Origin of the sequence: Actinoallomurus bryophytorum, from assembly GCF_006716425.1 — a bacterium.
Lineage (GTDB): Bacteria > Actinomycetota > Actinomycetes > Streptosporangiales > Streptosporangiaceae > Actinoallomurus > Actinoallomurus bryophytorum.
In genome coordinates this window covers 6,269,462-6,282,412 of the sequence record NZ_VFOZ01000001.1, presented here as the reverse complement: position 1 = coordinate 6,282,412, position 12,951 = coordinate 6,269,462, and the positions used below count along the sequence as shown (strand labels likewise).

The 12,951-nt window shown below is 69.9% G+C and carries 10 protein-coding genes; 1 reads left to right on the top strand and 9 read right to left on the bottom strand.

Annotated elements, in window-relative coordinates; all coding sequences use genetic code 11:
• Positions 1-263: 263 nt before the first annotated feature.
• The 8 genes from FB559_RS29430 to FB559_RS46490 form a co-directional block, all read right to left on the bottom strand.
• On the bottom strand, positions 264-716 hold the full coding sequence (locus FB559_RS29430) for a MarR family winged helix-turn-helix transcriptional regulator (protein ID WP_141959690.1): 453 nt from the start codon (positions 714-716) through the stop codon (positions 264-266).
• A gap of 601 nt (positions 717-1,317) precedes the next feature.
• On the bottom strand, positions 1,318-2,391 hold the full coding sequence (locus FB559_RS29425) for a glycosyltransferase family 2 protein (protein WP_141959688.1): 1,074 nt from the start codon (positions 2,389-2,391) through the stop codon (positions 1,318-1,320).
• 476 nt (positions 2,392-2,867) lie between these two features.
• Positions 2,868-3,743: a winged helix-turn-helix domain-containing protein gene (locus FB559_RS29420; RefSeq protein ID WP_141959687.1), complete on the bottom strand. Its 876-nt coding sequence runs from the start codon at positions 3,741-3,743 to the stop codon at positions 2,868-2,870.
• A 183-nt stretch (positions 3,744-3,926) separates the two neighbouring features.
• Positions 3,927-4,748 carry an N-acyl homoserine lactonase family protein gene (locus tag FB559_RS29415; protein ID WP_221640227.1) on the bottom strand — a complete coding sequence of 274 codons (822 nt, stop codon included), beginning with the start codon at positions 4,746-4,748 and terminating at the stop codon, positions 3,927-3,929.
• A 134-nt stretch (positions 4,749-4,882) separates the two neighbouring features.
• Positions 4,883-5,986: an agmatinase family protein gene (locus FB559_RS29410; protein WP_141959685.1), complete on the bottom strand. Its 1,104-nt coding sequence runs from the start codon at positions 5,984-5,986 to the stop codon at positions 4,883-4,885.
• A gap of 1,264 nt (positions 5,987-7,250) precedes the next feature.
• Positions 7,251-8,267 carry an ROK family protein gene (locus FB559_RS29405; protein WP_141959682.1) on the bottom strand — a complete coding sequence of 339 codons (1,017 nt, stop codon included), beginning with the start codon at positions 8,265-8,267 and terminating at the stop codon, positions 7,251-7,253.
• A 58-nt stretch (positions 8,268-8,325) separates the two neighbouring features.
• The gene (locus FB559_RS29400) at positions 8,326-9,093 is read right to left on the bottom strand and encodes an SAM-dependent methyltransferase (RefSeq protein WP_246122160.1); all 768 of its coding nucleotides are present in this window, start codon (positions 9,091-9,093) and stop codon (positions 8,326-8,328) included.
• A gap of 104 nt (positions 9,094-9,197) precedes the next feature.
• Positions 9,198-9,437 (bottom strand): hypothetical protein, encoded by a 240-nt coding sequence (locus FB559_RS46490; RefSeq protein ID WP_342780999.1) that lies wholly within the window; start codon positions 9,435-9,437, stop codon positions 9,198-9,200.
• 179 nt (positions 9,438-9,616) lie between these two features.
• Between FB559_RS46490 and FB559_RS46485 the strand changes: the two genes are divergently transcribed.
• Positions 9,617-10,105 carry a hypothetical protein gene (locus tag FB559_RS46485; RefSeq protein WP_342780998.1) on the top strand — a complete coding sequence of 163 codons (489 nt, stop codon included), beginning with the start codon at positions 9,617-9,619 and terminating at the stop codon, positions 10,103-10,105.
• A 120-nt stretch (positions 10,106-10,225) separates the two neighbouring features.
• Here the strand turns inward: FB559_RS46485 and FB559_RS29385 are convergent, their stop codons facing one another.
• On the bottom strand, positions 10,226-12,931 hold the full coding sequence (locus FB559_RS29385) for an FHA domain-containing protein (RefSeq protein WP_141959680.1): 2,706 nt from the start codon (positions 12,929-12,931) through the stop codon (positions 10,226-10,228).
• Positions 12,932-12,951 lie beyond the last annotated feature (20 nt).

Genomic DNA, 12,951 nt, shown 5'->3' with positions numbered 1-12,951 from the left:
ATGTCCTGGGTCTGGTCGAGCTTGAGACGCCACGAACACGACACGCCGAGAGCCCGCCCCAGGCCTGGCCGACCTTTCACGCCCCAGACCTGGCGCCCCCTTCACGCCCCAGGCCTAGTCGAACCTGAGACACCACGAACACGACACGCCTACAACCCCACCCCAGACCTGGCCGACCTTTCATGTCGGCGCAGGTCGTCGTCGAGGCGGCAGACGTGCGATCGGGTTGGTCGTGACGGAATGGTCGTGGCCGATACCGGTGGTCAGGCGAGATGCCGAGCGAGGATCTCGCTGATCTCCCCGAGGTCGCGGATCTGGTCGGCGTCGAGCGAGTCGAACAGGGCGGTGCGGACGGCCTCGACGTGACCGGGTGCCGCCGCGGCCAGCGTGGCGAACCCTTCGTCGGTGAGCACGGCGAGCTGACCACGACGGTCGGTCGGACATTCCTGCCGGCATACCCAGCCGCGCTCCTCGAGGCGGGCGATGGCGTGGGAGAGACGGCTGGCGGAAACACGCGTCGCCTCGGCGAGTTCGGCCATGCGCAGCGTGCGGTTCTCCGCGTCGGAAAGGCAGACCAGGATCTCGTAGTAGGCGTGTGGCATCCCTGAGTCGCGGCGAAGCTGCGCGTCGATCGCGTCGAGCAACAGGCGATGGGAGTTGAGGTACGCGCGCCATGTTCGCTGCTCATCGGCGTTCAGCCATCGCGTCTCGGTCACGGTACGAGTGTAGTTCTGTTGAGCTTTCAAGTACGTCCTACAGCGGCGCTCCTCCTTGTCCGAGCGATCAAGAAAATGCGAACGAATAGAGGGTTTCGCCCTCCTGGTGCACTAAATCCCGGAAAACCGAGACCGTCGCGTGTGAAGCAGAGCGCGCTGCGAGCCCAATGCCACGCGGCGGGAAACCCAAGACCGGCGCGCGGGACGCAATCACGGTGCGCGCCCGAGGCCCCCCAGCGGCAAACCCAGACCACCACGCCAGACGCAAGCACCGTACGCACCCAAGACCACCCAACGCGAAACCCAGACCACCACGCCAGACGCAAGCACCGTACGCACCCAAGGCCACCCAACGCGAAACCCAGACCACCACGCCAGACGCAAGCACCGTACGCACCCAAGGCCACGCAGCGGGAAGCCACGACAGGCACACGGGACGCAAAGCGCCGTACGCAGCCAAGGCCACCCAACGCCAAACCCGGACCACCACGCCAGACGCAAGCACGGCGTGTCCACGGCATCGGGGGCGGCCACCGAATCGCAGAACCGCATGCTCACTCGCCTGTGCGGCGCCTGGATGGCGCCGCGCGCACGTACACGGCTAGGTGATGGTTGGGGTGCAGGCGCGGCCCTTCTCGTAGGTGACCAGGCCTTTGGAGAGACGGAGGGGGACGAGGATCAGTTCGACTATGAGCGCTTTCCAGGCGTAGTAGACGTTGACGGCCTTCGTCAGGTAGACGAAGGGGATGTTCGCCAACACGCGCAGGATCGGGAGTTTTCGGCGGCGTGCGGCGTAGATCAGTGGTGGGACGGTGAACAGGAGTTCGGAGCCGAGCCACAGCGCCAGGGTCGTGCTGATCGACTTGTGCATCCCCACGGTGAGGACGAACGGGGTCGCCCACCACAGCGGCGCGGTGAAGATCTCGACCAGGGCGAGGACGATCCACAGGGCGAGCATCGGTTTTCGGGTGACGAGGTGGCCGAGGTGGAGGCGGACGTTCTGGAAGAAGCCGGCCATCCAGCGCCACACTTGTTTGCGCAGGTAGGTCAGTGTCTCGGGGTCGGCGGCCCATGCCACGGCTTCGCCGACGTAGACGGCTTTGCGGCCGGCGATCTGCATCGACCACGTGAAGTCCATGTCCTCGACGATGGTCCGCTCGGGGAACCCGCCGAAGGCGACCAGCGTCTCTCGGCGGAATGCCGAACAGCAGCCCGAGCACACCACCGGGCTGTTCGCGCCGTTCTGGATCGGCCGGTGCCAGTGGAAGCCGAAGAGGTATTCGATCGAGCGGCCACGCTCCCAGGCGGTGCGGGTGAAGCGTGTCTGGACGTTGCCGGCCGCCACGACGACCTCGGGATCGTCGAAGGCCGGCTTGATCTTTTCGATGTAGTCCGGTGCGAGGACGGTGTCCGCGTCGACGGCGAGCACCAGGTCGCTCTGGCAGGCCGGTAACGCGTGGTTTTGTGCCCTGGCCTTGCTTCCCAGATTGCGGTCGGGTCTCAGCACGGTCGCGCCGTAGGAGGCCGCGACCTCCCCGGTGCGGTCGGCCGAGCCGTCGTCCACGACGATGATCTCTTCGGGCGGGACGGTCTGCCGGCGGAGAGCCTCGAGTGTGGCGGGCAGGCCGAGCTCCTCGTTGTGCGCCGGGACGATCACGGTCAGGGTGGCGGTCACTTGTGCCTCCGGAACCTCGTGACCGCGCCACCGGCGGCCACGGCGAGCCCCACGACGCCGTAGATGATGGTGCTGAACCCGATGAAGGGCAGGCCCCCGTGCATTTCAAGCCCCTTTCGACGGACGGTGGAGCCCGACGGCGGAACCCGCTCGCTCCGGTGAAGAACGCGGGTGCCGCCGTCGGACATGCCCGCCATGATGGGGCGTGCGGGATGGGCGCGTCGATAGTTGTCGCGGGGCTGTGGATAAGTGAGTGCGGGCCTGGCGAGCCCGTACCGGCGGGATGCCTTATCTCTGGGTTCGTCCTCCGTTCCAGCTAGGTGGGTCAAAGCTCGGTGGGTTGCCGATCGCCAGGAGTTCGGTGGGTCACGGTTCGGTCGGTGCAGGTTCGCTGGGCGCAGGTTCGGTGAGTTTGCGGCTCGCCGGGAGGTCGGTGGGTTACGGCTCGGCGGTTCGGTCGGTCAGAGCTCGGTGGGTCAGAGCTGGGTGGGTTGCAGCTCGGTGGTGGGGGTTGCTGCTCTGTTCGTCAGGTGCGGTCGGTAGACGTAGCCCACTCGGCGGACCGTTGTCAGGCGGGTGCTCAGGCGGCCGAGTTTGCGGCGGAGTCGGTGGACGTGGATGTCCACGGTTCTGGTGGTGGAGTCCATGGTCGGCCAGAGGGCGCGCATGAGTTCGGCTCTGGTGAAGACCGTCCAGGGATGCGCGGTGAGGTGGGCGAGCAGTTCGAACTCCTGGAAGGTCAGATGGACCTCACTGCCATTGACCAATACGCGCCGGGACGGCAGGTCGACGCGGAGGCCGTCCGGGGATGGGCTGGCCGCAGTCTCCGTCGGCTTCAGGTGTCCCGCACTCGCTGCGGCCGTCTCGGGTCGTGGCTCCCCCGGTTCGCCGGGGTCCCTCGGCTCCGGCCCTCGCCCTGGCTCCGGCTCCGGCTCCGGCTCCGGCTCCGGCCGGGCAACGGGGGCCAGATCGAACGAGCTCATCTCGTACGGTGTGGCGCTTTGCCGCGCCTCTGGTGTTCGCGGCGCCTCCGGCGTGGGCGTTGACCGCGCCTCCGGTACGTGCGGCACCTCTGATGCGGGCGTCGGCCACGCCCCCGGTACCTGCGGCACCTCTGGTGTGAGCGTTCGTCGCGACACCGTGGCTTCTGCGGGCCGGGCGGGGACGACGTGGGCGACGATCATGAGGACCTTGTCGGCGCCGGGTAGCGGGATGACGTCCAGGACCGTGCCGTCGGCCGGGAGGGGCTCGGCGTCCGTGGCCAGCGTGTATGTGGGGTCGGGGCGCGTGTCGAGGCCCACGACGTTGGGGGGACGGCGGAGCAACCGGTCCGGGGACGGACGCTGGGTCATGACGGAATCCTCTTCCTGCCAGGCGCGCGAGACTTCCTGCGGCGTTGCCCTTAGTGGCGGGGCGAGGCAGGCCGGCACAGCGCGCTGGCCTGTAGACGAAGGTCCACGTGCAGGCGCGCTGTCAGGCGTACGTCACGGCTCACGTCTCAAGACTGGGCCGACAATTCCCCCTTTGTCAATCGATTAAGTGTAGTAGTCGCGTAGCTCCGCGGTGAGGCTCGGCCAGACGTCCGGGTCGTGGCCTGGTACGAGGCGGTAGCCGCGTTCCGCCGCGATGTGTTTCAGGCGACGGATGGGTTCGACCGTCTTCGCGTGGTCGACGCCGATGACGCTGCCGACCGGCAGTTCGCGCTCGATGTTCTCGGTGAGGTCGGCGGCGTCGAACGCGAAGACGAACCCTCCTCCCCCTTCGAGATCGACGACGAAGCTCTGATGTCCCGGCGTATGCCCGGCGGTCAGCACCGCGGTGACCCCCGGCGCGATCTCCACGTCGCCCTCTGCCTGTCGCCAGTCGATCCGCGGGTCGTCGAAGTCGACCCGGTAGATGGAATGGCCCTCCGGCTCGGGGTGGCCCGACAGTCCGTACGCGAGCTCGGTCCTCTGTACGTGTACGGGTACGCGGCCGGCGAAGTGTTTCAGGCCACCGGCGTGGTCGGAGTGCAGGTGACTTACGGCGACGGCGTGGATGTCGGTCAGTTCGATCCCGGCTCCGGCCAGCGCCTCCTCGAGCGGCTCGCCCGGACCGGGCAGGACCGGCCGGTACACGGGATCGGGATAGAACCGGCGCCGGAGTGCCGGGTCCCGGATCAGCGCCGTGTTGAAGCCTGTGTCGAGCAGCAGCCAGCCTCCGTCGCATTCGAGGAGGATTCCGGGTACGGGTTCGCGCAGCCGCCGGCCGGGAGGCGCTCCGTGCACCGAGACCGATTTGGGCAGTTCTTCCCAGCCGAGTGTCAGGAGCACGATCCGGCGTACGCCGCTCATGAACGCCGCGCCCGGCCGGCACACGGCTCACACCGTACGGGGGCGGCCGTGGGTCCAGGGCGGGCCGGGGAGGCCCCAGGACATGCCCTGGGTTCGGGCCGGGCCGGGGAGGCACTCCTGCGGACGGCGGTGGACGGCGACGGGCGGTCGCGCATGGCTCAGTCCTCCTTCAGCGAGCGGTATGTGCGGCTTGAGCCCGTTCCCGCCGAGCGGGGGTCGACGTAGGCCGGCTGGGTGAGGCCGATGCGGCGCATCGCCGTACCGGTCAGTGCCTCCATCACCGCCCGCCGGGCGAACAGGGCCGTGATGCCGGGGCCGACGTCGTACGGCGGGCTGACCTCGACGACGTCCATGCCGACCATTCCGACCTCGGCGGCGAGACGCCTGATGGCCCACAGGACCTCGCCGCTGGTCAGGCCGCCGGGCTCGGGCGTACCCGTACCCGGTGCGTACGCGGGGTCGGCGACGTCCACGTCCAGGGAGATGTAGAGATGGTCCGCGCTGTCCAGCGCCTCGTCGACGGCGCGTTCCAGCACTGTGCCGAAGCCGTCCCTGTGGATCTCGGCCATGAAGTGGGTACGGAGGTCGTTCTCCTCCATCCACTCGAGTACGGGCGGCTCCGGCCAGTAGCCGCGGAGGCCGACCTGTACGAAGTTGCGTCCCGGTACGGCGCCGCTCTCGATGAGCCGCCGCATCGGCGTGCCGTGCCCGTACAGCGAACCCTGTTGGTCAGGGGCGGTGTCCGCGTGCGCGTCGAAGTGGACGATGCCCACCTTTCCGTGCCCGTACGCGTCGGCGACCGCGGTCGCGGCGGGCCAGGTGATGCCGTGGTCGCCGCCGAGGATGATCGGGATGGCGCCGCCGGCCAGGATCTCGCCGACGAACGAGCGGACGTTCTCGTAGGTGCCCTCGGTGTTGCCGGTGAGGATCTCGGCGTCGCCGTAGTCGGCGAGTACGAGGTGGTCCAGCGGGTTGACCCGGACGTCCAGGTGATGGATGTACCGGTCGCCGGCGATGTAGTCGCCCTGCCGGATCGCGCGCGGTCCGAGCTGCGTGCCGGTGAGGCCGGTGGCGGTACCGTCCCACGGCGCTCCCCCGATGGCGACGTCCACCTTGCCGGCGCGCAGATCTTCCGGCGTCATGCAGACCGGGGCCTTCATGAAGGTCTGGATGCCGCTCCAGTCCATCTCCCCGCGGCGGTTGACGTACATGGGCCCGGGTCGGCGGGGCTCGTTCGGCGTGTTGGAAGGTGTGTCAGACATTGCCCCTCGGATCCGCTGTGACCTGCAAAATGCCTCAACATCACGAGATATCAGACAGTGGGCCGGGTCTCAATGGTGGGGTACGGGACGGCGGCGGCCGGTGGCGGTCGCGGTGCGGACGCGAGGTGACGGACGCCGGGAGGCGAACGGGGGGTGGCGGACGCGGGGTCGCGGACCCGAGGTAGCAGACCCGAGGTAGCAGACCCGAGGTAGCAGACCCGAGGTAGCAGACCCGAGGTAGCGGACCCGAGGTAGCGGACGCAGTGCGGACCCCGGGAGGCGGACGCGGGGTGGCGGACGCGGGGTGGCGGACGCGGGGTGGCGGACGCGGGGTGGCGGACGCGGGGTGGCGGACGCGGGGTGGCGGACGCGGGGTGGCGGACGCGGGGTGGCGGACGCGGGGTGGCGGACGCGGGAGTGCCTGCTCGGGAAAGACCGGGATGTCCTCGGCGGCCGGCGTGACGCGAGCGACGTAACGACCGGCCTTTTCCCGGCCGTCCTCGTTCCACGTGGCTTCGAGGAACAGCGTCTCCGCCGACATGCCGTTGTCGTCGACCCCATCGTGCATCACCACGCCGAGGTTCGGCCGTTCACCGGGCAGTACAGACGCCGGATAACGGACGCAATGCGGACGCCGTGAGGCGTGACGCGAGGTGGCGTCGCGGTGTGGACTCGGGATGGTGGCGGTCGCAGGCGATCGACCGAGGTTGGACGCTGATGATTTGGGGAGTCGTGGCGGGGTCGGCAACGGGTGGCGGCCGCACGGTACGTTGCGGAGTGAGCGGTAGCGGTGAGATCGCGCGGTGCGTCGCGGAGTGAGCAGTCGCGGTGAGATCACGCGGTGCGTCGCGGAGTGGGCAGTCGCAGTGAGATCACGCAGAGCGTCGCGGAGTGGGCAGTCGCAGTGAGGTCGCGCGGTGCCTCGCGGAGTGAGCGGTCGTGGGGAACGCCGTTGCGGTCGCGGTGTGGTGGTGGCGGCGAGGTCGCGTCAAGAGACGCTCTGGTCCGATGGCCGATGGACCGCCGCGAAGGGAACGGGGTGATCGACCGCTGGCTCGCCGCGGCCGGCAGATGGCCCGATCGCTGCCAGCCCGTCGACGGACCGATGGCCACTCCCCGGACGGCCGCAGAACGATGGCCGCTTTCCCGACGGCGCCGGCCGAACGACTGCCGCTTCCCGGACGGCCGCCGGTCGAACGACGGCCCGCCGCGCCCCCACCAACCGAGCCCTGGATCCACAAGGCTGTGGTCTACGGCTTGCGGTCTAGGTTCCCGAAGCGTCGCGGGCGGCGATCGCGGCTCCTCTGGCGCCTGCCATGTCCAGGTCCGGGACCAGGGCGAACGACGCCACTCGGGCCTGTTCCTCGCGGAGGACCGTGTACTCGCGGACCTTGTCCAGGAACCACTCTCGGAAGCTCGGACCCGTCTCCACCACGCCGCCGCCGACGAAGTACGCGCTCGGGTCCGTGAAGTTGGCGGCGATCGTGAACAGTCGCCCCAGTGCCATTGCCTGCTGTTCGAAGATTTTGAGGGCCATCGGGTCGCCGTCCTCGCCGCGGCCGCGGACGAGCTTGGCGGCCTCCGCCGCCGGTACGGCGCTCAGTTCGTGGCCCTCGAAGCGGGTCAGCCAGTACGGCAGCAGGTTCACCGCGATGCCGGTCAGGGAGGCGATGCTCTCCGCGTCGCCGCCGAAGCCGCAGTTGCACATCGGCAGCGGCTGGTCGTCCTCCAGGAGACCCTGCGTCGGGATGTAGACGTGGCCCAGCTCGCCCGCCATGCCGGCCGACCCGCGGATGACCTTGCCGGCCTCGATCACGCCGCCGCCCAGTCCCGTGCCGACGATGGCCGAGATGGAGGAGTGCCGGGGGGCGTCGGCTCCGAAGTGCGCGTGGTGGGCGTAGAGCGCGGCGGCGTTTCCGTCGTTGTTGTAGACGACGGGCAGGCCCAGCCGGTCCTGCAGCGCGGTGCGGACGTCAAAGCCCCACCAGGCGGGCTGGGCGAAGTTCGTCGCGCCCTTGGAGGAGATCACACCGTCGGCGCTCGCCGGGCCGGGGGTGTCCAGGCCGACCGCGCGTACCCGCGAACGCGAGGTGCCCGTCAGCGCCAGGATGCCGTCGAGTGCCTCGGCCAGCGCCTCGACGGCCATCTCGGGCCCCTCCGTCACCCGGCTGGGAATCTCCACCAGCCGGTCGACGAGGAACTTCCCCGACGAGTCGAGCACCGTGGCGTTGTTGCAGGTGCCACCGTTGTCCAGGCCGACGACCACCCACGTGTCCGGCATTCTTCGCTCCTTTTCCCAAGCCCCCGAGTCGAGAGCCGCCCGACTCGTCGTACCACGCCTAGTCCTTGACGGCGACGCCCCCGTACATGTGCACGTGGGCATCGTCGGCCACCGGGCCGCCGTCGGGAAGCCAGTGGTTCACGAGGGTGACGCCGGGGTCCAGCAGGGTGAGGCCGTCGAAGAGGCCCTCCACCTCGGCCTTGTCGCGGGCCTTGCAAGGGATGCCGCGCTCGTTGTACGCCGCGACGCCGCCGTTGACCTCCTCCGGCGCGCTGTCGGCGGTGACGGTCGACAGCGCCAGGACGCTGCCCACCGGCAGGGGCTCGACGAGACGGTCGACGATCCGCTTGGCCTCGGCGTCGTCCACGACGAACTGCATGATCGCGATGAGGCTCAGCGCGATCGGCCGGTCGAGGCTCAGCGTGCCGCGGAACTGCGCCGATCCGAGGATCGACTCGGGGTCGCGCAGGTCGGCGTCGACGTACGCGGTCCGGCCCTCCGGCGTGCTGTAGAGCAGGGCGCGGGCGTGCACCAGCACGATGGGGTCGTTGTCGACGTAGACGACACGGGACTCGGGGGCGACCGACTGGACGACCTCGTGCAGGTTGGGAGCCGTGGGCAGGCCGGTACCGATGTCGAGGAACTGGCGGATGCCGCGCTCTGCCGCGAGGTGGCGCGCCACCCGGGCCATGAAGTTGCGGTTGGCGCGCATCGACTGCGGCAGATGCACCCAGTCCTTGATGATCTCGGCGGCGGCGTCCCGGTCCGCCGGGAAGTTGTCCTTGCCACCCAGGAGGTGGTCATAGATCCGCGCGGAGTGCGGCACGTCCACCTTCAGGTCGAGGACAGGTGGCCCATCAGGCTGCTCTGAGCCTGGGTTAGCCCAGTCCGCGCGTTCCACCACATCTGCCCCTTCAGGCCGCCATATGACTATTGCGCCCTAATATTAGGGGTCTCAGGCGGCCGGGCACAGTTGTCCGGACTGTCCGGTAACACGCCGACTTGGACCACGCCGGGCCTCCGGTCGTGCCACGGGCGTACGCGCTCGAACGCCCGGCAGTCCGCGAGCACCCGCGCGTCCGCACGGCGAGGCCCGACGACCTGCGGGCCCACCGGCAGACCGGCCGAGGTGAAACCGCAGGGCACACGCGCCGCGGGCTGCCGGGTCATGTCGAACGGGTACGTGAACGGCGCCCAGCCGGGCTCCGCCGAACCCGAGGGACCTCAAGCCTCGAACGCGCGGAAGGGAAGCGCGGACGTGAGCAGCAGGTCGTACTCCTCGTGGAACCCCCCATGATCCGTCCCAGCTCCATCCGGCACGCCGTGGCGGTGAGGTAGTCCAGCGCCGAGTGCCGCTCGCCCCGCTCCCAGATCTCCCGCAGGCCGGGATCCAGCTCGGCGCGCTGCGCCGAGGTCAGCGCCTCGACCGACTTGGCCGCGCCCGCGAACCACAGCACGTGGAACGCATCGACGGGTCGGCGAACCCGGGGTCCACCACCTCGAAGTGCGCGCCGAGCGAAGCGAAGACCGCGACGGCCTTCTCGGCGGCCACCTCCGGGTCCACCGATGCGTACCCGAGTGTGGGCCTGAACGCCATCCGCAGGTCGCCCACGTCGGATTCGGCGGAGGGTCTGGTGGAGAACTCCGCGGAGCTGGGCGTCCGGCTGCTGGACGGCCTGCGCAAGGTCGCCTCGGCCCACCGCGTCATCGGCGGCGTACGCGGCCTGGGCCTCATGGCCGACGCCGAGCCCGACACCGCGCGGCGGGCCCAGCAGGAGGCCTGTGGGCGCGGGCTGGCCCTGCTGACCTGCGGAGCGCACGGCAACACCGTGCGGTGATCCTCGTCGACGCGACCCAGATCGACGAAGCGGTCCAGATCCGGTCGGAGCCGGTCACCGTCACGAGCGGCTGAACGAACACGGCACGCACGGGCGCGCACCGCGCGCCCGTGCCGCTCGCTACTTGCGCATGACCTCCGGCTCCTGGCGGCGCAGCATGCGCTCCACCAGGAAGACCAGGACGACGGTGAGGACCAGCATCATGCCGACGTCCAGGAGCCAGGTGGTGAACTGCTGCTTCCACAGCGGATCCACTGATTCGCCACGCTTGTGCGGGAGCAGGAAGCTGACGTCGAGTGTCCCCGCCATCGCGGCGAACGCCCACCGGGCCGGCACGAACCAGGAGATCTGGTCCAGGACGGCCTTGCCGTCGAGATGCACGAGGGCGCCGCAGAACACGATCTGGATCAGCGTGGTGAGCACCAGCAGCGGCATCGTCATCTCGCTGGTCTTGACGACCGCGGAGATGAGCAGGCCCATCGTCATCGCGCAGAAGGACAGCACCGCGACGGCGATGATGAGCTCGGGCAACGGGGTGGTGATCACGCCCTTGGCCCGCATGTTGACCCCGGCCATGGCGACCAGGGTGAGCGCGATGCCCTGCCCGATCGTGATCAAGCCGAGGACGAGCAGCTTCGAGCTGAGATACGCGGATCTGGACAGGCCGACCGCGCGTTCTCGCTGGTAGATCGGTCTTTCCTTGACGAGTTCACGTACCGCGTTCGCGGCGCCGGTGAGGCATCCGCCGATGCACAGGATCATCAGGAGGTTCGCCGCACCGCCCTGCGAGCCGCGGATGTTGGAGGTGAGGTCTCCGGCCGGGATGACGCGTGCCACCGCTCCCATGATGATCGGCAGCGCCACCGTGATGCCGAGGAACAACGGGTCCGCCACGATGCTGCGGATGTAGCGCCGGATCAGCGTGCTCAGCTGCTCGGGCCAGCTCTGCGGCTTGGGCGGCGGCTCGAAGTGGACCGGGCCGGCCTGGGCGACCGGCTGGATCAGGTCGGCCTGGACGTACTTCTGGTGGGCCGGCGACTGGAGGTACCGGCCGGCCCAGTCGATGGACGGATCGTCGAACGCCTGGAAGACGTCCGCCCAGTCGGTGAAGCCGAGGAACGGCAGCGCCTCCTTCGGCGGTCCGAAGTAGGCGATCTTCCCGCCCGGTGCCATGACGAGGAGCCGGTCGCAGATGTCGAGGTTCGCGACGCTGTGCGTGACCACGGCGACCGTACGGCCGTCGTCGGCCAGGCCACGCAGCATCTGCATGACCGACTTGTCCAGACCCGGGTCCAGGCCGGAGGTCGGCTCGTCGAGGAACAGCAGCGACGGCTTGGTGAGCAGCTCCAGCGCCACGCTGACCCGCTTGCGCTGGCCGCCGGACAGCGCCGAGATCCGGTTGTCGCGGCGGTGGTCCAGGCCGAGCTCCTGCAGGACCTCGTCCACACGGGCCTTGCGCTCGTGCTGCCGGGTGTCGTCGGGGAAGCGCAGCTCGGCGGCGTAGATGAGGGCACGCCGGACGGTGAGCTGGGTGTGCAGGATGTCGTCCTGCGGCACCAGCCCGATGCGCGAGCGCAGCTCGGCGTAGTCACGGTAGAGGTCGCGGCCGTCGTAGGAGACCGTGCCCTGGTCGGCCGGGCGCAGGCCGGTGAGCGCGCGCAGCAGGGTCGACTTGCCCGAACCGCTGGGGCCGATCACCGCGACCAGGCACTTTTCGCCGAGCGGGAACGACACGTGGTCCAGCAGCACCTTGCCCTTGTCGACCGTGACGGTGAGGTCGTGCGCGCTGAGGCTGACCGCACCCGTGTCGACGTACTCCGTCAGGACGTCGCCGACCAGGTGGAACGTTGACGGGCCGATGCCGATGATGTCCTGCGGGCCGATCGGCGAGCGCTGGACCCGCTGGCCGTTGACGTAGGTGCCACTGCGGCTGCCCACGTCGATGATCTCGTACGCTCCGCCGGCCGTGCGCAGCTCGGCGTGCTGGCGCGACACCCGCAGGTCGGTGATGACCATGTCGTTCTCGGGTGCCCGGCCGATGCGCAGGACCTGCGCGCCCTCGAGGTTGCGGACCTTGGCGGGCTCGCGGTACTGGCCGCTCATGGTCTGCATGCGCGGTGACCGCGGCACCGTGCCGCGGGTCTGCTCGTAGCCGATCGGCGTGCGGGGGTCGGGTCCGATGCCGGGCGCGGCGGGCTCACCCTGGTATCCGGGCTGCGGCGGCATCGCGCCGGGCCCGCCCTGGTAGGGCGGCTGGTACGGATGCATGGTGCCGGTGCCGTCGGCCTGGACCGGCGGCGGGGAGTACGCCGCGGCGGGCTGACCGGCGTACCCGGGCTGACCGGCGTAACCGGGCGGGGCCTGGTGGACCGGCGGGTGGACCTGACCGGGGGCTCCGGGCCGCGGCGCGTAGCCCTGGCCCGGCTGCTGGTAACCGGGAGGCTGGGCCGGGGGTTGTGGCGGCACGGACGGCTGCGCCGGGTAGGTCGGCGCCGTCGGCTCGGCGCCAGGCTGCGCACGCGTCACGGGTGCCTGGCCGACGCGGAAGGCGACCGGCACGCCCTCCTCAGGGTGGCCGAGCCGGATCTGGCTGCCCGGCGCCACCGCGACACGCCGGACGCGCCGGCCGCCGTCGTAGGTGCCGTTCGCGCTGCCGAGGTCCTCGAGGACCCATTGGTCACCCTCGAAGCGAAGCTCGGCGTGGGAGCGTGAGACTCCCTCGACCGCGATGACGATGTCCGCCGCCGGGTCCCGGCCCACGCGGTAGGAACGTCGTGGATCCAGAGCCACCGAAACGCCGTTGCTCTCCACGACAAGCTGAGTCACAAAATCGCCTTTCCCGTCGC